Raw genomic sequence first — 18,541 nt, forward strand, 5'->3', positions numbered from 1 at the left:
TTTAACAGCTTACAGGTTTATAAGAATATTCCCATCTGCATCAACAACGCCGCTGACCACCTGTCCCGATACCATGCGCACCCGCGCATTCTGTGCGACGGCAGCATTGTTCAACGCCTGACCTTCAGCGTTGGCGCTAAATCCATCACCGTTGGCGATCACGTTGACGCGTTGTCCCGCTTTTACACGCCAGGCCTGGCGCAACTGGGTTAATTGGATAGGCTGTTCGGGTGATAGATCGCGCAGGCTAACGGCATCAATAAGTTGATTGATATCCAACACAGTACGCGGCGGCAAGGTGTCCAGTCGTCCGCGTTTCAGTTTTACATTGCCAGCTTCCAGCTTTCCTCCCCGCACAATGGGCATCGCGGCAACAACATAATTTCCTGTGGCCTGTACATTGACTTGCAAATATCGTTTGTCGTTACCGCAGCGTGCCAGCACATTCACATTTCCCCACAGGCGGGAATTATTGCTTATCGAAAGCAGTGGTTGCTCGCACGGCGGAAGTAGATGGGGCGATGTACGAATAGAAACACGAACCTCATCACTTACTCCCGCGAGCTGGGCGCTAAAAAAGGTTTGTAACTGCGATGTGAGATTGCTCGCCGTACTTAACGGACTGAACAGTATCGCGATGATCGCCACGCTACGTTTTATTGTCAGCATTTTCGCTCCCAGCCATTTCTACAACGTGAATTGTACCTGTACGCAATGACCATCAACGGCATAAATAGCGACCCATTTTGCGTTTATTCCGCCGATAACGCGCGCGTAAAGGCATTTAAGCTGATGGCAGAATTTTGATACTTGCGGAGGAGATATGCTCGATAAGCTCGACGCCGCCTTACGTTTTCAACAAGAGGCGCTCAATCTGCGCGCCCAGCGTCAGGAAGTGCTGGCAGCAAACATCGCCAATGCCGATACCCCTGGTTATCAGGCACGCGATATCGATTTTGCCAGTGAACTTAAAAAGGTCATGCAGCGTGGACGGGATGAAACCAGCATGGTTGCGCTGACGATGACCTCAACGCAACACATTCCGGCGCAGGCGCTGACGCCTCCTACCGCAGAACTGCAATACCGTATTCCGGACCAGCCTTCGCTGGATGGTAATACCGTCGATATGGATCGCGAACGCACCCAGTTTGCCGATAACAGCCTGCAATACCAGATGAGCCTTAGCGCGTTGAGCGGGCAAATCAAAGGCATGATGAACGTTTTACAGAGCGGAAATTAACGGATGGCACTGCTGAATATTTTTGATATCGCCGGGTCGGCGTTAACTGCTCAGTCCCAGCGCCTGAACGTGGCGGCCAGTAATCTGGCGAATGCTGATAGCGTGACCGGTCCCGATGGACAGCCATATCGGGCAAAACAGGTGGTATTTCAGGTTAACGCTGCGCCAGGTGCTGCGACAGGCGGCGTAAAGGTGGCTGATGTTATAGAAAGTCAGGCCCCGGACAAACTGGTTTATGAACCGGGTAATCCGCTGGCGGATGCAAAGGGCTACGTGAAAATGCCAAACGTTGATGTCGTCGGGGAGATGGTTAACACCATGTCGGCGTCACGCAGCTATCAGGCCAATGTTGAAGTGCTCAACACGGTGAAAAGCATGATGCTGAAAACCCTTACGCTTGGTCAATAAAGGAGAAATCTATGTCCATTGCGGTAACCACCACCGATCCGACAAATACCGGCGTTAGCACCACCAGCAGTAGCTCGCTCACGGGTAGCAACGCCGCAGATTTACAAAGCAGTTTTCTGACTTTGCTGGTGGCGCAGCTGAAAAACCAGGACCCGACCAATCCAATGGAAAACAACGAGCTGACGTCGCAATTGGCGCAAATCAGCACGGTCAGCGGGATAGAAAAACTCAATACTACGCTCGGATCTATTTCCGGACAGATTGATAACAGCCAGTCGCTACAGGCCAGTAACCTGATCGGTCACGGTGTGATGATCCCCGGCACCACAGTTCTTGCCGGAACCGGCAGTGAAGAAGGGGCTGTGACCACGACCACACCGTTTGGTGTTGAGTTGCAGCAGGCGGCAGACAAAGTTACGGCCACCATCACCGATAAAAACGGCGCGGTTGTCCGTACCATTGATATCGGTGAACTGACTGCCGGAGTCCACAGTTTCACCTGGGACGGTACGTTGACTGACGGCAGCACTGCGCCGAACGGTTCTTACAATGTAGCGATTAGCGCCAGTAACGGTGGTACACAACTGGTTGCCCAGCCGCTGCAGTTTGCTCTGGTGCAGGGGGTGATCCGCGGCAACAACGGTAATACGCTGGATCTCGGCACTTACGGCACCACCACCCTCGACGAAGTACGGCAGATAATTTAAAGCCCTCAAATTTCAGGAGTCAGTCATGGCCTTTTCTCAAGCGGTTAGCGGATTAAACGCTGCCGCCACCAACCTCGATGTTATTGGCAACAATATCGCCAACTCCGCCACCTACGGCTTTAAATCAGGCACGGCCTCTTTTGCCGATATGTTTGCCGGTTCGAAAGTGGGACTGGGGGTAAAAGTTGCCGGTATCACTCAGGACTTTACCGATGGCACGACCACCAACACCGGGCGAGGTCTGGACGTTGCTATCAGCCAGAACGGTTTTTTCCGTCTGGTAGACAGCAACGGTTCGGTGTTCTACAGCCGTAACGGACAATTTAAGCTGGATGAAAACCGTAACCTGGTGAATATGCAAGGTTTACAGCTGACGGGTTACCCGGCAACCGGTACGCCGCCGACTATTCAGCAAGGGGCGAATCCGACCAATATTTCGATCCCGAATACCCTGATGGCAGCGAAAACTACCACCACGGCGTCGATGCAGATCAACCTGAATTCCAGTGATCCGCTTCCCTCTGTTAAAGCATTTGATGCCAGCAATGCGGATAGCTATAACAAAAAAGGTTCGGTGACTGTTTTCGATAGTCAGGGTAATGCTCATGACATGAGCGTGTATTTTGTGAAGACCGGGGATAATAACTGGGATGTTTACACCCTGGATAGCAGTGATCCAAAAGGCACAGCTAACCCTGCAACGACGCTGGTGTTTAATGCCAATGGCGTTCTGACCTCAGATCCAACAAAGGATATTACCACCGGCGCAATTAACGGCGCAGATCCCGCCACGTTTAGCCTGAGCTTCCTCAATTCTATGCAGCAAAATACCGGCGCTAACAACATCGTGGCAACCACCCAGAATGGCTACAAACCGGGCGATCTGGTGAGTTATCAAATCAATGATGACGGTACGGTTGTCGGCAACTATTCCAACGAACAAACCCAACTGCTGGGGCAGATTGTACTGGCGAACTTTGCCAACAACGAAGGTTTGGCATCTGAAGGTGACAATGTCTGGTCTGCGACGCAATCTTCTGGCGTGGCGCTGTTGGGGACAGCCGGGACGGGCAACTTTGGCACCCTGACCAACGGTGCGCTGGAAGCGTCCAATGTCGATCTCAGCAAAGAACTGGTCAATATGATCGTTGCCCAGCGTAACTATCAGTCTAACGCCCAGACCATCAAAACCCAGGACCAGATCCTCAACACGCTGGTTAACTTACGCTAATCGCTGACGGGATAGCTCAATGGATCACGCAATTTATACCGCGATGGGGGCAGCCAGCCAGACGCTGAATCAACAGGCGGTGACCGTCAGTAATCTGGCCAATGCCTCTACGCCCGGTTTTCGCGCACAGTTAAACGCCTTGCGTGCAGTTCCGGTGGAAGGGCTTTCACTACCCACGCGCACGCTGGTTACGGCGTCAACACCGGGTGCTGACATGACGCCCGGTAAGATGGATTACACCTCGCGCCCGCTGGACGTCGCGTTGCAGCAGGACGGCTGGCTGGCCGTGCAGACCGCTGACGGCAGCGAAGGATATACGCGTAATGGCAGCATTCAGGTTGATCCCACCGGGCAACTGACAATTCAGGGACATCCGGTGATCGGCGAGGCGGGGCCAATTGCTGTGCCGGAAGGGGCGGAAATCACTATTGCTGCCGATGGCACAATCTCGGCGCTGAATTCTGGCGATCCGGCAAATACTGTCGCGCCAGTGGGGCGTCTGAAGCTGGTGAAAGCCACGGGCAGCGAAGTGCAGCGCGGTGACGACGGCATTTTTCGTTTAAGCGCAGAAAGCCAGGCTACGCGTGGGCCGGTACTGCAGGCAGATCCAACCTTACGTGTGATGTCGGGGGTTCTGGAAGGCAGTAACGTCAATGCCGTTGCGGCAATGAGCGACATGATTGCCAGCGCGCGGCGTTTTGAAATGCAGATGAAGGTGATCAGCAGCGTCGATGATAACGCAGGCCGTGCCAACCAACTGCTGTCGATGAGTTAATTGAACGGATACATGACAAATGTAAGTTGCCCAGTGTGCAAACTTATCGGTCTACGGGGTACATCGCAATTTATTGATTTTTCTATCCCTTGTAGGCCGGATAAGGCGTTTACGCCGCATCCGGCATGAAGACATATGCATTTTGTCAATAATCCACCACAGGACATTTTATGATCAGTTCATTATGGATCGCCAAAACGGGCCTTGACGCCCAGCAAACCAATATGGACGTCATTGCCAACAACCTGGCAAACGTCAGTACCAACGGTTTTAAGCGCCAGCGGGCCGTTTTTGAAGATCTGCTTTATCAAACCATCCGCCAGCCGGGGGCACAGTCTTCCGAACAAACCACCTTGCCATCCGGGTTGCAAATCGGCACGGGGGTACGTCCGGTCGCCACTGAACGCTTACACAGCCAGGGCAACCTGTCGCAGACCAACAACAGTAAAGACGTCGCGATTAAAGGGCAGGGCTTTTTCCAGGTGATGTTGCCAGATGGCTCATCAGCCTATACCCGTGACGGCTCTTTCCAGGTGGATCAGAACGGGCAGCTGGTGACGGCTGGTGGTTTTCAGGTGCAGCCAGCGATCACCATTCCGGCGAATGCGTTAAGTATCACCATCGGTCGTGATGGCGTGGTCAGCGTAACCCAACAAGGCCAGGCAGCTCCGGTTCAGGTTGGGCAGCTCAATCTCACCACCTTTATGAATGATACCGGACTGGAGAGCATTGGCGAAAATCTCTACACCGAAACGCAATCCTCCGGTGCACCGAACGAAAGCACGCCGGGCCTGAACGGCGCGGGACTGCTGTATCAAGGGTATGTTGAAACGTCTAACGTCAACGTGGCGGAAGAACTGGTCAATATGATTCAGGTGCAACGCGCTTACGAAATCAACAGTAAAGCGGTATCCACCACCGATCAGATGCTGCAAAAACTGACGCAACTCTAAGGCATAACCGGTGGCAGATTCACCGGTTTACTGATTTTTGAAGATGATAGCCATGCAAAAAAACGCTGCGCATACTTATGCCATTTCCAGCTTGTTGGTGCTTTCACTAACCGGCTGCGCCTGGATACCCTCCACGCCGCTGGTACAGGGGGCGACCAGTGCACAACCGGTTCCCGGTCCGACGCCCGTCGCCAACGGTTCTATTTTCCAGTCTGCTCAGCCGATTAACTATGGCTATCAACCGCTGTTTGAAGATCGTCGACCACGCAATATTGGCGATACGCTGACCATCGTATTGCAGGAGAACGTCAGCGCCAGCAAAAGCTCCTCTGCGAATGCCAGCCGTGACGGTAAAACTAATTTTGGCTTTGATACTGTGCCGCGCTATTTGCAGGGGCTGTTTGGTAACGCTCGTGCCGATGTCGAAGCCTCCGGTGGTAACACGTTCAACGGAAAAGGCGGGGCCAATGCCAGCAATACCTTTAGCGGCACGTTGACGGTGACGGTTGACCAGGTACTGGTCAACGGTAACCTGCATGTGGTGGGTGAAAAACAGATCGCCATTAATCAGGGTACCGAATTTATTCGCTTCTCTGGTGTAGTTAATCCTCGCACCATCAGCGGCAGTAATACCGTACCGTCTACTCAGGTGGCGGATGCGCGCATTGAATACGTAGGCAATGGCTACATTAACGAAGCGCAAAATATGGGCTGGTTGCAGCGTTTCTTCCTTAACCTGTCGCCAATGTAAGTGAGGCTGTGGTGATTAAATTTCTCTCTGCATTAATTCTTCTACTGGTTATCACGGCAGCTCAGGCTGAGCGTATTCGCGATCTCACCAGTGTTCAGGGGGTAAGGCAAAACTCACTGATTGGCTATGGCCTGGTGGTGGGGCTGGATGGCACCGGTGACCAGACAACTCAGACGCCGTTTACCACACAAACGCTTAATAACATGCTCTCACAGCTGGGAATTACCGTTCCGACGGGCACTAATATGCAGCTAAAAAACGTCGCTGCGGTAATGGTGACGGCGTCACTTCCACCGTTTGGACGTCAGGGGCAAACCATTGACGTGGTGGTTTCTTCCATGGGAAATGCCAAAAGTCTGCGTGGCGGTACGTTATTGATGACACCGCTTAAGGGCGTTGACAGTCAGGTGTATGCGCTGGCACAGGGCAATATTCTGGTTGGCGGCGCAGGGGCCTCCGCTGGCGGTAGCAGTGTTCAGGTGAACCAACTGAACGGTGGACGGATCACCAATGGTGCGGTTATTGAACGTGAATTGCCCAGCCAGTTTGGCGTCGGGAATACCCTTAATTTGCAACTTAACGACGAAGATTTCAGTATGGCGCAGCAAATCGCTGACACCATCAACCGCGTGCGTGGATATGGCAGCGCCACCGCGTTAGATGCGCGGACTATTCAGGTGCGCGTACCGAGTGGCAACAGTTCCCAGGTCCGTTTCCTTGCCGATATCCAGAATATGCAGGTTAATGTCACCCCGCAGGACGCTAAAGTAGTGATTAACTCGCGCACTGGTTCGGTGGTGATGAATCGCGAAGTGACCCTCGACAGCTGCGCGGTAGCGCAGGGGAATCTCTCGGTTACGGTAAATCGGCAGGCCAATGTCAGCCAGCCAGATACACCGTTTGGTGGCGGGCAGACTGTGGTTACTCCACAAACGCAGATCGATTTACGCCAGAGCGGCGGTTCGCTGCAAAGCGTACGTTCCAGCGCCAGCCTCAATAACGTGGTGCGTGCGCTCAATGCGCTGGGCGCTACGCCGATGGATCTGATGTCCATACTGCAATCAATGCAAAGTGCGGGATGTCTGCGGGCAAAACTGGAAATCATCTGATGATCAGCGACAGCAAACTACTGGCAAGTGCGGCCTGGGATGCACAATCGCTCAACGAACTTAAGGCGAAAGCGGGCGAAGATCCGGCGGCAAATATCCGTCCGGTGGCCCGCCAGGTGGAAGGGATGTTCGTGCAGATGATGTTGAAAAGCATGCGCGACGCTTTACCAAAAGATGGCCTGTTCAGCAGCGAGCACACTCGCCTGTATACCAGTATGTATGACCAGCAGATTGCCCAACAGATGACGGCGGGCAAAGGTCTGGGGCTGGCAGAGATGATGGTTAAACAGATGACGCCAGAACAACCATTGCCAGAGGAGTCCACGCCAGCAGCACCGATGAAATTCCCGCTCGAAACCGTGGTGCGTTATCAAAATCAGACGCTTTCGCAGCTGGTGCAAAAGGCCGTACCACGTAACTACGATGATTCGTTGCCGGGTGACAGTAAAGCATTCCTCGCGCAACTCTCGTTGCCCGCCCAACTGGCAAGCCAGCAAAGCGGTGTGCCACATCATTTGATCCTCGCTCAGGCGGCGCTGGAATCTGGCTGGGGACAACGGCAAATCCGCCGTGAAAACGGCGAGCCGAGCTATAACCTGTTTGGCGTCAAAGCCTCTGGCAACTGGAAAGGGCCAGTCACTGAAATCACCACGACTGAATATGAAAATGGCGAAGCGAAGAAAGTAAAAGCGAAGTTTCGGGTCTACAGCTCGTATCTGGAAGCATTGTCGGATTACGTTGGGCTATTAACACGTAACCCGCGCTACGCTGCCGTGACGACCGCCGCGAGTGCGGAGCAGGGGGCGCAGGCCCTACAGGACGCGGGCTATGCTACCGATCCTCACTATGCCCGAAAACTCACCAACATGATTCAGCAGATGAAATCGATAAGCGACAAGGTGAGCAAAACCTACAGCATGAACATTGATAATCTATTCTGAATAACTCAAGTCCGGCGTGTCGCTGCCGATAATACTCTGTAATTGAAGGCTTATAAGGAACCTCCATGTCCAGCTTGATCAATAACGCCATGAGCGGACTGAACGCGGCTCAGGCGGCGTTAAATACGGCAAGTAATAATATCTCCAGCTATAACGTTGCCGGATATACCCGCCAAACCACTATTATGGCGCAGGCCAACAGCACGTTGGGCGCGGGTGGCTGGGTTGGCAATGGTGTCTACGTTTCCGGTGTGCAGCGTGAGTATGATGCTTTTATTACCAACCAGTTACGTGCGGCTCAGATGCAAAGTAGCGGCCTGACTGCCCGCTATGAGCAGATGTCGAAAATCGACAATATGCTCTCCACCAGTACCTCTTCGCTGGCAACACAGATGCAGGATTTCTTCACAAGCCTGCAAACGCTGGTAAGTAACGCGGAAGACCCGGCAGCACGCCAGGCGCTGATTGGGAAATCAGAAGGGTTGGTGAATCAGTTTAAAACCACCGATCAATATCTGCGCGACCAGGACAAACAGGTCAATATCGCGATAGGTGCCAGCGTTGATCAGATCAACAATTACGCTAAACAAATCGCCAGCCTGAACGATCAGATCTCCCGCCTGACAGGCGTGGGGGCAGGGGCGTCACCTAACAATCTGCTGGATCAACGCGATCAACTGGTGAGCGAATTAAACCAGATTGTTGGCGTAGAAGTCAGCGTTCAGGATGGTGGCACTTATAACATCACGATGGCCAATGGCTACTCACTGGTTCAGGGAAGTACGGCGCGGCAACTTGCGGCAGTTCCTTCCAGCGCCGACCCTTCTCGTACGACTGTCGCTTATGTTGATGGGACGGCAGGCAATATTGAGATCCCGGAGAAATTACTGAATACCGGGTCGCTGGGCGGCATTCTGACATTCCGTTCTCAGGATCTTGACCAGACGCGTAATACGCTTGGACAACTGGCGCTGGCATTTGCCGAGGCTTTCAACACCCAACACAAAGCCGGATTTGATGCTAACGGCGATGCCGGTGAAGATTTCTTTGCTATCGGTAAGCCCGCGGTTCTGCAAAATACTAACAACAATGGTGGCGTTGCGATCGGTGCCACGGTAACCGATGCCTCCGCGGTACTGGCGACAGATTACAAAATCTCGTTCGATAATAATCAGTGGCAGGTCACCCGCCTTGCCAGCAATACCACTTTTACGGTGACGCCGGATGCCAACGGTAAAGTGGCATTTGATGGTCTGGAGTTGACGTTTACAGGAACGCCTGCCGTTAACGACAGCTTCACGCTGAAACCGGTAAGTGACGCCATCGTCAACATGGATGTATTAATCACTGACGAAGCGAAAATCGCCATGGCGAGCGAAGAAGATGCGGGTGATAGCGACAACCGCAACGGGCAGGCCCTGCTGGATCTGCAAAGTAACAGTAAAACGGTGGGCGGTGCGAAATCCTTTAACGACGCTTATGCCTCGTTAGTGAGTGATATCGGTAATAAAACCGCGACGTTGAAAACCAGTAGCACCACGCAAGGTAATGTGGTGACGCAGCTTTCCAATCAGCAGCAGTCGATTTCTGGTGTCAATCTCGACGAGGAGTACGGAAATCTGCAACGTTTTCAGCAGTATTACCTCGCGAATGCGCAGGTTCTGCAGACGGCAAACGCGATTTTTGATGCGCTGATTAACATTCGCTAAGGGGAGATAAAATGCGTTTCAGTACCCAGATGATGTACCAGCAAAACATGCGTGGCATCACCAATTCTCAGGCCGAATGGATGAAGTACGGCGAACAGATGTCGACGGGTAAGCGAGTCGTTAACCCTTCAGATGATCCCATTGCTGCATCACAAGCTGTTGTTCTCTCCCAGGCACAGGCGCAAAACAGCCAGTACACGCTGGCGCGTACTTTCGCCACTCAAAAAGTGTCACTGGAAGAGAGTGTGCTTAGCTAGGTCACCACTGCTATCCAGAATGCTCAGGAAAAAATTGTCTACGCCAGCAATGGCACCTTGAGTGATGATGACCGGGCGTCGTTGGCAACCGATATCCAGGGTATTCGTGACCAGTTGCTGAATCTGGCGAACACTACGGATGGTAACGGGCGCTACATTTTTGCCGGTTATAAAACAGAAACTGCGCCGTTTAGTGAGGCAGACGGCGAATATGTTGGCGGAGCAGAAAGTATTAAACAACAGGTCGATGCTTCGCGTTCGATGGTGATAGGGCACACGGGTGACAAAATTTTCGACAGTATTACCAGCAACGCGGTAGCGGAACCAGACGGTAGCGCTTCTGAAACCAATCTTTTTGCCATGCTGGATAGCGCCATCGCAGCCCTGAAAACGCCGGTCGCGGAAAGCGAAGCGGATAAAGAAACCGCCGCTGCGGCACTGGATAAATCCAACCGCGGACTGAAAAACTCGCTGAACAATGTGCTGACCGTTCGCGCGGAATTAGGCACGCAGCTGAACGAACTGGAGTCGCTGGATTCATTAGGTAGCGATCGCGCTTTAGGGCAAACGCAGCAGATGAGCGATCTGGTTGATGTGGACTGGAATGCAACTATTTCATCTTACATCATGCAGCAAACGGCATTGCAGGCATCGTATAAAGCATTTACAGATATGCAGGGATTGTCGCTGTTCCAGCTCAACAAATAAGCTCGCTTTAAAACATATCATGAAACTGGGTATGTTTTGTCTGCCCGCTCTGGGATCGCCGGGGCGGGCATTTTTTTGCCTATTTTGTATTGTTGGTTAGCAAGGATGCCATTTAATATGTTGATTCAAAGATGAAATAAAAAAGCCCTGGCAGTTACCAGGGCTTGATTACTTGAGCTAATTATTACTCAACAGGTTGCGGACGCGCAGGAGCGGCAGATGCATGATGCGTTGCCGTATGACCACCTGCGGCACCTTTACCTTCGAAGGTAAAAGCAGGGCGCTGCCAGTCACTGTGACGCGGTGCCTCCGGAACATATGCCGGAGCCGGAGCACGCGTCATTGGCGCGGTAGCGTGGTTATGCTCAACGGTGACCTCAGGTTCAACCGCAGCTACCGTTTCAACTTCTGCTGCGACTTCAGCGACGACTGGCGCGGCAGGTTGAGCAACAACTTCAGGCTCAGCAACCACAACCTCAGCAGTTTCGGCAACTTCTTCAATATCAGCCGTCTCTTCCTGCGGTTCAACCACCGGTTCTGCGTGTTCTGCAACTTCCTGGGCTACGGCAACATCAGACTCGGTAATCACCTGCGGCTGTTCAGTTACCGCGGCGGCAATCACTTCAGGATGCGTCGTTTCAACCACTTCCGGTTGCGGTTCGGTAACCTGAACGGGGGCTTCTACGACTTCAGCCACTTCTTCAACAATCGGTGCGCTAACAACCGGTTCGACAGCGGCGGCGACAGGGACCTCAGTCACCATCGGTTGCACTTGTACTTCTTCCTGTTCGCGCTGCTCTTCAACCTGTACATCTTGCGGACGTACAATCGGATAGCGGATCCAGACTTTGCCAGAGGCCAGTTCCGGAGACGCGCACGCTACGGTTAACGGCATTGGCGACTGGGTCGGGTAACGCTCGTCACGATAGCGACGACGACGCTGACCACTTACGCGCAGGTGACGAGGCGAGCGGCGAGAGCGACGCGGCATGCCACCGTTATCACGGTTATCAGCATTGTTCTCTTCCTGCTGTTCCGGCGCAGTTTGCGCTACGACTGGCAGCGGGACTTTCGCCAGATCTGTACGCGGAGCAGGCACTTCCTGAACGATGGTTTCGGCAGCGGCAGTTTCTTCAACCACTGGTGCGGCTACCGTTTCTTCGGCTACGCTTTGCTCGTAACGCACCTTCTGATTCAGCTGGCGCTGTTTACGACGCGGCTGAACCGGACGTACACGTTCTTCCTGTTCGGTTTCCTGAACAGATTGCTCTTCAACATTCAGCGCTTTCGCTTCTTGTTGCGCCTGACGTTTATCATCATTACGGCGGCGGCTACGTTCACGACGCGGCGCTTGCTGCTCGTCGGTGGTACGCGCTTTTTCCGTTACCTCAGCCTGCTGACGGCTTTCACGTGTCTCGGCAGTCTGCTGCTGTGCCTGGCGACGATTACGGCGGTTTTCTTCGCGATTATCGCTGCCTTCATTACGTTCGCTACGTGTGTCGCGGCGTTCATTACGGTCACGACGGTTGTTCTGACGTGGCTTACGGCGGTCCTGTTGACGTTCCGGTTTCGTTTCAGTTTTCGGTGCCGGTTGCTCGGTCGGTTTGGTTTCTTCACCACCGCTGAAAAGCGCTTTCAGTGCGCTGAAGAAGCGACTCAACAGCCCCGGTTGTGCAGAAGCTGCTGGTGTTGCCGGTGTTGCTTTAGGCGTTGGGGCTACGACAGGCGCGGCAGGTTCAGCCGGGGTTGGCGCTGGCGGCACATCCGGCATGGCAAAGGTTGCCAGCGCAGGCTGTTCCGGACGCTTACGTTCAGCGAACTCTTCTTCAGACGGCAGCGCCATCGCTTCTTCATGCAGTTTCGGCAGCATGTAGCTTAACGTTGGGGTTTCTTCCCCTTTGCGTACGCGCAGCACATGGTAGTGCGGGGTTTCCATCTGATCGTTTGGCACAATCACACAGCGCACGCCGTCCTGACGAGTTTCAATGGCATTTACCGCAGAGCGTTTTTCGTTCAGCAGGTAAGAAGCGATTGGCACAGGAACAATGGCATGGACTTCCTGGGTGTTCTCTTTCAGCGCTTCTTCTTCAATCAGACGCAGAATAGAGAGCGACAGGGATTCGTTGTCACGCACGGTGCCGGTACCAGAGCAGCGCGGGCAGACGTGATGGCTGGACTCACCCAGCGATGGACTCAGGCGCTGACGCGACATTTCCAGCAGACCAAAGCGAGAAATATGGCTGATTTGAATACGTGCACGGTCCTGACGCACCGCTTCACGCAGACGGTTTTCTACCGCACGCTGGTGGCGGACTGGCGTCATGTCAATGAAGTCGATAACAATCAGGCCGCCGAGGTCACGCAGGCGCAGCTGACGAGCAATCTCATCGGCAGCTTCGAGGTTGGTGTTAAACGCGGTTTCTTCGATATCGCCGCCGCGGGTTGCGCGTGCGGAGTTGATATCAATGGCAGTTAACGCTTCAGTGCTGTCGATAACAATAGAACCACCAGACGGCAGACGGACTTCACGCTGGAAGGCGGACTCGATCTGCGACTCGATCTGGTAGTGGCTGAACAGCGGAATTTCACCAGTGTACAGCTTGATTTTGCTGCTGAAATCCGGGCGACCTAATGCAGCGATATGCTGACGCGCCAGTTCGAGCACTTTCGGGTTATCGATAAGGATTTCGCCGATGTCCTGACGTAAGTAATCGCGGAATGCGCGAACGATGACGTTGCTCTCCTGATGGATCAGGAACGGGGCAGGGCGGCTTTCAGCGGCTTTTTTAATAGCTTCCCAGTGTTTCAGGCGGAAGCTTAAATCCCATTGCAGCGCCTCAGCAGATTTGCCGACGCCAGCGGTGCGCACGATAAGCCCCATGCCTTCCGGCAGTTCAAGGCTTGCCAGTGCTTCTTTTAATTCGGTACGGTCGTCGCCTTCAATACGGCGAGAAATACCACCCGCGCGCGGGTTGTTCGGCATCAGAACCAGATAGCTACCTGCCAGGCTGATAAAGGTGGTCAGTGCTGCGCCTTTGTTACCGCGCTCTTCTTTATCGATCTGAACAATGACTTCCTGACCTTCACGCAACACATCTTTAATGTTGGGACGGCCATGAGCACTGTAGTTAGCAGGGAAATATTCGCGGGCAATTTCTTTAAGTGGGAGGAAACCGTGACGTTCAGCGCCGTAATCAACAAAAGCAGCTTCCAGACTCGGTTCAATGCGGGTGATTTTACCTTTGTAGATGTTTGCCTTTTTCTGTTCGTGCCCTGGACTTTCGATATCCAGGTCATACAGACGCTGCCCATCTACAAGGGCAACGCGCAACTCTTCCTGCTGAGTTGCGTTGATTAACATTCTTTTCATCGTAACTTACTCATTATTCTTACATTGACGACTAAGCTGCGGGCAAAGTAACGCCTTTCCGGGTGTGAACCGATGGCCTCGTGTCTAGTCGCGTCGCCAACCTCACGGTTATCGTCAGCTCAAAGAGGCGCAGAGTGTCGGTTGCCCGTTTTTCATGCGGAAAAACAGCGCAATTATCAAAGAAACAGACTGGGTATTACTCTCCAGAAATATTTCCATCTACCGGTAAGGACTGCAACCCGCAGCCCGCTAACTGCCTGAAAGATCAATACGTCTTACGCCATTGCTGCGTGGATGATCGGTCGGGCAAAATGGGTTATTCCGTAAAATTTCTTGTTTTAACAAGGATGGACACGGAAACGTTCTCATTATTCCACTGCAAGCCTTGTTATAGCAAGATGACTTTTACCATTTATCACCCGCTTACTCACAGTTTTTTCACTTCTTAATGGTGATTGGTTTAATAACCATCAATAAAGTGATGACGTAGTGAAGTAATAAGGTGCAAAACTAAATATAAGCATAGAAAAATGAGTGGCGCGAATCCTGTTGGCTAATTAGAATCGCCCACCATGAAAACAGAGACTCCATCCGTAAAAATTGTTGCTATCACCGCGGACGAAGCGGGGCAACGTATCGACAACTTTTTGCGTACCCAATTGAAAGGCGTACCTAAAAGTATGATTTACCGTATTTTGCGTAAAGGCGAAGTGCGGGTGAACAAAAAACGTATTAAGCCTGAATATAAACTCGAAGCAGGTGATGAGGTGCGTATTCCACCGGTTCGCGTTGCTGAACGTGAAGAGGAGGCGGTTTCGCCACATCTGCAAAAGGTGGCGGCGCTGGCGGACGTCATCTTATATGAAGATGAGCATATCCTGGTACTCAATAAACCTTCCGGTACGGCAGTACATGGCGGCAGTGGTTTAAGCTTCGGCGTTATCGAAGGTTTACGGGCGTTGCGCCCGGAAGCGCGGTTCCTTGAACTGGTACATCGTCTCGACCGGGACACTTCAGGTGTGTTGCTGGTAGCGAAAAAACGCTCGGCGTTGCGTTCTCTGCATGAGCAATTACGTGAAAAAGGGATGCAAAAAGATTACCTGGCGCTGGTGCGCGGTCAGTGGCAGTCGCATGTGAAGAGCGTTCAAGCGCCGTTGCTGAAAAATATTCTGCAAAGCGGCGAACGTATCGTGCGTGTGAGTCAGGAAGGTAAACCGTCGGAAACACGCTTTAAAGTGGAAGAACGCTATGCATTTGCCACCCTGGTGCGTTGTAGCCCGGTAACTGGGCGTACTCATCAGATCCGTGTGCATACACAGTATGCGGGTCATCCGATTGCCTTTGACGATCGCTACGGTGACCGTGAATTTGATAGACAGCTCACTGAAGCAGGCACGGGATTAAATCGTCTGTTCCTGCACGCCGCAGCGTTGAAGTTTACCCATCCGGGAACCGGTGAGGTGATGCGTATCGAAGCGCCGATGGATGAAGGTTTGAAGCGTTGTTTGCAAAAGCTGCGTAACGCGCGCTAATACAAGCATATAAACCTGATAATGGGCGGTTGGCCTGATAAGGCGTTTACGCCGCATCAGGCCGCCAGCACCGATTGCCGGATGCGACGTAACCGCATCCGGCGTAAAAAACTATCCCATCAGCGGATTTTTCCCTTCCCGACGTAACATCTGACACAGCGCGATTAGCGGTAAACCAACCAGCGTGTTAGGGTCACGCCCTTCTAAACGCTCAAACAGCGTAATGCCAAATCCTTCACTCTTAAAGCTACCCGCGCAGTGCAGGGGATGCTCCTTACGCACGTAATTATCAATCTCCGCCTCGCTCAGGTGACGGAAATGGACGTCAAAAGGCTCCACTTCTGTTTGCAGATGCCCATTCGCCGAATTAAACAACGCCAGTCCAGTATAGAAGGTGACGATATTGCCGCTGGCTTTGCGTAATTGCAGACGGGCATTTTCTTCCGTTAACGGTTTACCGGTGATTTCGCCATCAAGAACACATACCTGGTCTGAACCAATAATTAAATGATCCGGATAACGTGACGCCAGAGATTGCGCTTTTTCTTGTGCCAGCCGAAGCACCAACTGTCGCGGTGATTCGTCGCTGCGTGGGGTTTCGTCGACCTCGGGTGCTGCACATTCAAAAGAGATTTGCAGTTTTTCCAGTAGCGCGCGGCGCCAGGGCGAGGTGGAGGCTAAAATAAGTTTAGGCATATTTTTTTCCATCAGATATAGCGTATTGATGATAGCCATTTTAAACTATGCGCTTCGTTTTGCAGGTTGATGTTCGTTACCAGCACTGAACGAAAATAAAGCAGTAACCCGCAATGTGTGCGAATTATTGGCAAAAGGCAACCACAGGCTACCTTTTTCTTTGACTCTATGACGTTACAAAGTTAATATGCGCGCCCTATGCAAAAGGTAAAATTACCCCTGACTCTCGATCCGGTTCGTACGGCTCAAAAACGCCTTGATTACCAGGGTATCTATACCCCTGATCAGGTTGAGCGCGTCGCCGAATCCGTAGTCAGTGTGGACAGTGATGTGGAATGCTCCATGTCGTTCGCTATCGATAACCAACGTCTCGCAGTGTTAAACGGCGATGCGAAGGTGACGGTAACGCTCGAGTGTCAGCGTTGCGGGAAGCCGTTTACTCATCAGGTCTACACAACGTATTGTTTTAGTCCTGTGCGTTCAGACGAACAGGCTGAAGCACTGCCGGAAGCGTATGAACCGATTGAGGTTAACGAATTCGGTGAAATCGATCTGCTTGCAATGGTTGAAGATGAAATCATCCTCGCCTTGCCGGTAGTTCCGGTGCATGATTCTGAACACTGTGAAGTGTCCGAAGCGGACATGGTCTTTGGTGAACTGCCTGAAGAAGCGCAAAAGCCAAACCCATTTGCCGTATTAGCCAGCTTAAAGCGTAAGTAATTGGTGCTCCCCGTTGGATCGGGGATAAACCGTAATTGAGGAGTAAGGTCCATGGCCGTACAACAGAATAAACCAACCCGTTCCAAACGTGGCATGCGTCGTTCCCATGACGCGCTGACCGCAGTCACCAGCCTGTCTGTAGACAAAACTTCTGGTGAAAAACACCTGCGTCACCACATCACTGCCGACGGTTACTACCGCGGCCGCAAGGTCATCGCTAAGTAATCACGCGTCTGCGTGATGAAGCTTAGTGAGGATTTTCCCCAGGCAACTGGGGAAAGACCAAACCGGGCGGCGACGATACCTTGACACGTCTAACCCTGGCGTTAGATGTCATGGGAGGGGATTTTGGCCCTTCCGTGACAGTGCCTGCAGCATTGCAGGCACTGAATTCTAATTCGCAACTCACTCTTCTTTTAGTCGGCAATCCCGACGCCATCACGCCATTACTTGCTAAAGCTGACTTTGAACAACGTTCGCGTCTGCAGATTATTCCTGCGCAGTCAGTTATCGCCAGTGATGCCCGGCCTTCGCAAGCTATCCGCGCCAGTCGTGGGAGTTCAATGCGCGTGGCCCTGGAGCTGGTGAAAGAAGGTCGAGCGCAAGCCTGTGTCAGTGCCGGTAATACCGGGGCGCTGATGGGGCTGGCAAAATTATTACTCAAGCCCCTGGAGGGGATTGAGCGTCCGGCGCTGGTGACGGTATTACCGCATCAGCAAAAGGGCAAAACGGTGGTCCTCGATTTAGGGGCCAACGTCGATTGTGACAGTACAATGTTGGTGCAATTTGCCATTATGGGCTCAGTTCTGGCTGAAGAGGTGGTGGAAATTCCCAATCCTCGCGTGGCGTTGCTCAATATTGGTGAAGAAGAAGTAAAGGGTCTCGACAGTATTCGGGATGCCTCAGCAGTGCTTAAAACAATCCCTTCTATCAATTATATCGGCTATCTTGAAGCCAATGAGTTGTTAACTGGCAAGACAGATGTGCTGGTTTGTGACGGCTTTACAGGAAATGTCACATTAAAGACGATGGAAGGTGTTGTCAGGATGTTCCTTTCTCTGCTGAAATCTCAGGGTGAAGGGAAAAAACGGTCGTGGTGGCTACTGTTATTAAAGCGTTGGCTACAAAAGAGCCTGACGAGGCGATTCAGTCACCTCAACCCCGACCAGTATAACGGCGCCTGTCTGTTAGGATTGCGCGGCACGGTGATAAAAAGTCATGGTGCGGCCAATCAGCGAGCTTTTGCGGTCGCGATTGAACAGGCAGTGCAGGCGGTGCAGCGACAAGTTCCTCAGCGAATTGCCGCTCGCCTGGAATCTGTATACCCAGCTGGTTTTGAGCTGCTGGACGGTGGCAAAAGCGGAACTCTGCGGTAGCAGGACGCTGCCAGCGAACTCGCAGTTTGCAAGTGACGGTATATAACCGAAAAGTGAC

The 18,541-nt window shown here is 52.6% G+C and carries 17 protein-coding genes and 1 pseudogene; 15 read left to right on the plus strand and 3 right to left on the minus strand.

All coding sequences use genetic code 11. The annotated features are described in order from the left end of the window. Positions 1–9: 9 nt before the first annotated feature. A complete protein-coding gene (gene flgA / locus QUF14_RS06555; RefSeq protein ID WP_000955728.1) occupies positions 10–669 on the minus strand; it encodes a flagellar basal body P-ring formation chaperone FlgA in 660 nt (219 codons plus the stop codon). A 154-nt stretch (positions 670–823) separates the two neighbouring features. Between flgA and flgB the strand changes: the two genes are divergently transcribed. From flgB to flgL, 11 genes and pseudogenes are all read left to right on the plus strand, one after another. Continuing rightward, positions 824–1,240: a flagellar basal body rod protein FlgB gene (gene flgB, locus QUF14_RS06560; protein ID WP_000884705.1), complete on the plus strand. Its 417-nt coding sequence runs from the start codon at positions 824–826 to the stop codon at positions 1,238–1,240. A 3-nt stretch (positions 1,241–1,243) separates the two neighbouring features. Beyond that, the gene (gene flgC / locus QUF14_RS06565; RefSeq protein ID WP_001196460.1) at positions 1,244–1,648 is read left to right on the plus strand and encodes a flagellar basal body rod protein FlgC; all 405 of its coding nucleotides are present in this window, start codon (positions 1,244–1,246) and stop codon (positions 1,646–1,648) included. An 11-nt stretch (positions 1,649–1,659) separates the two neighbouring features. After that, positions 1,660–2,355 (plus strand): flagellar hook assembly protein FlgD, encoded by a 696-nt coding sequence (gene flgD / locus QUF14_RS06570; RefSeq protein ID WP_000020484.1) that lies wholly within the window; start codon positions 1,660–1,662, stop codon positions 2,353–2,355. Between the two features lie 25 nt (positions 2,356–2,380). Continuing rightward, positions 2,381–3,586 carry a flagellar hook protein FlgE gene (gene flgE, locus QUF14_RS06575; protein ID WP_000885843.1) on the plus strand — a complete coding sequence of 402 codons (1,206 nt, stop codon included), beginning with the start codon at positions 2,381–2,383 and terminating at the stop codon, positions 3,584–3,586. Positions 3,587–3,605: 19 nt separating this feature from the next. Then, on the plus strand, positions 3,606–4,361 hold the full coding sequence (gene flgF / locus QUF14_RS06580) for a flagellar basal-body rod protein FlgF (RefSeq protein WP_000349351.1): 756 nt from the start codon (positions 3,606–3,608) through the stop codon (positions 4,359–4,361). Positions 4,362–4,531: 170 nt separating this feature from the next. Continuing rightward, positions 4,532–5,314, plus strand: a complete 783-nt coding sequence (gene flgG, locus QUF14_RS06585) for a flagellar basal-body rod protein FlgG (RefSeq protein ID WP_000625837.1) — start codon at positions 4,532–4,534, stop codon at positions 5,312–5,314. Positions 5,315–5,366: 52 nt separating this feature from the next. Beyond that, complete coding sequence (flgH, locus tag QUF14_RS06590; RefSeq protein ID WP_001295442.1) at positions 5,367–6,065, plus strand: flagellar basal body L-ring protein FlgH; 699 nt, start codon at positions 5,367–5,369, stop codon at positions 6,063–6,065. An 11-nt stretch (positions 6,066–6,076) separates the two neighbouring features. Then, positions 6,077–7,174, plus strand: coding sequence for a flagellar basal body P-ring protein FlgI (flgI, locus tag QUF14_RS06595; RefSeq protein ID WP_000589300.1), 1,098 nt, complete (start codon positions 6,077–6,079; stop codon positions 7,172–7,174). After that, positions 7,174–8,115 carry a flagellar assembly peptidoglycan hydrolase FlgJ gene (gene flgJ, locus QUF14_RS06600; protein ID WP_001305885.1) on the plus strand — a complete coding sequence of 314 codons (942 nt, stop codon included), beginning with the start codon at positions 7,174–7,176 and terminating at the stop codon, positions 8,113–8,115. Before flgI ends, flgJ begins: the two co-directional genes overlap by 1 nt. 65 nt (positions 8,116–8,180) lie before the next feature. After that, positions 8,181–9,824: a flagellar hook-associated protein FlgK gene (gene flgK / locus QUF14_RS06605; protein ID WP_000096436.1), complete on the plus strand. Its 1,644-nt coding sequence runs from the start codon at positions 8,181–8,183 to the stop codon at positions 9,822–9,824. 11 nt (positions 9,825–9,835) lie between these two features. Further along, positions 9,836–10,789 (plus strand): annotated as a pseudogene (gene flgL / locus QUF14_RS06610) (flagellar hook-associated protein FlgL). A gap of 184 nt (positions 10,790–10,973) precedes the next feature. On the opposite strand, the gene rne reads toward flgL, so the two are convergent. Continuing rightward, complete coding sequence (gene rne, locus QUF14_RS06615) at positions 10,974–14,159, minus strand: ribonuclease E (RefSeq protein WP_100733692.1); 3,186 nt, start codon at positions 14,157–14,159, stop codon at positions 10,974–10,976. A 572-nt stretch (positions 14,160–14,731) separates the two neighbouring features. Between rne and rluC the strand changes: the two genes are divergently transcribed. Next, entirely contained in the window at positions 14,732–15,691 is a 960-nt protein-coding gene (rluC, locus tag QUF14_RS06620; protein ID WP_000846356.1) for a 23S rRNA pseudouridine(955/2504/2580) synthase RluC, read from the plus strand. Positions 15,692–15,802: 111 nt separating this feature from the next. Here rluC and yceF read toward each other — a convergent pair whose 3' ends face one another. Further along, complete coding sequence (gene yceF, locus QUF14_RS06625) at positions 15,803–16,387, minus strand: 7-methyl-GTP pyrophosphatase (protein WP_001125202.1); 585 nt, start codon at positions 16,385–16,387, stop codon at positions 15,803–15,805. Between the two features lie 198 nt (positions 16,388–16,585). On the opposite strand from yceF, the gene yceD reads away from it, so the two are divergent. The 3 genes from yceD to plsX all read left to right on the plus strand — a co-directional run bounded on the left by yceD (position 16,586) and on the right by plsX (position 18,483). Beyond that, positions 16,586–17,107 (plus strand): 23S rRNA accumulation protein YceD, encoded by a 522-nt coding sequence (gene yceD, locus QUF14_RS06630; RefSeq protein ID WP_001174481.1) that lies wholly within the window; start codon positions 16,586–16,588, stop codon positions 17,105–17,107. A gap of 51 nt (positions 17,108–17,158) precedes the next feature. Next, complete coding sequence (gene rpmF / locus QUF14_RS06635; protein WP_000290727.1) at positions 17,159–17,332, plus strand: 50S ribosomal protein L32; 174 nt, start codon at positions 17,159–17,161, stop codon at positions 17,330–17,332. An 80-nt stretch (positions 17,333–17,412) separates the two neighbouring features. Continuing rightward, on the plus strand, positions 17,413–18,483 hold the full coding sequence (gene plsX, locus QUF14_RS06640) for a phosphate acyltransferase PlsX (RefSeq protein ID WP_000197578.1): 1,071 nt from the start codon (positions 17,413–17,415) through the stop codon (positions 18,481–18,483). The last annotated feature ends 58 nt before the right edge of the window (positions 18,484–18,541 follow it).

Source organism: Escherichia sp. HH091_1A (assembly GCF_030295175.1).
Taxonomy (GTDB): Bacteria; Pseudomonadota; Gammaproteobacteria; order Enterobacterales; family Enterobacteriaceae; genus Escherichia; species Escherichia coli_F.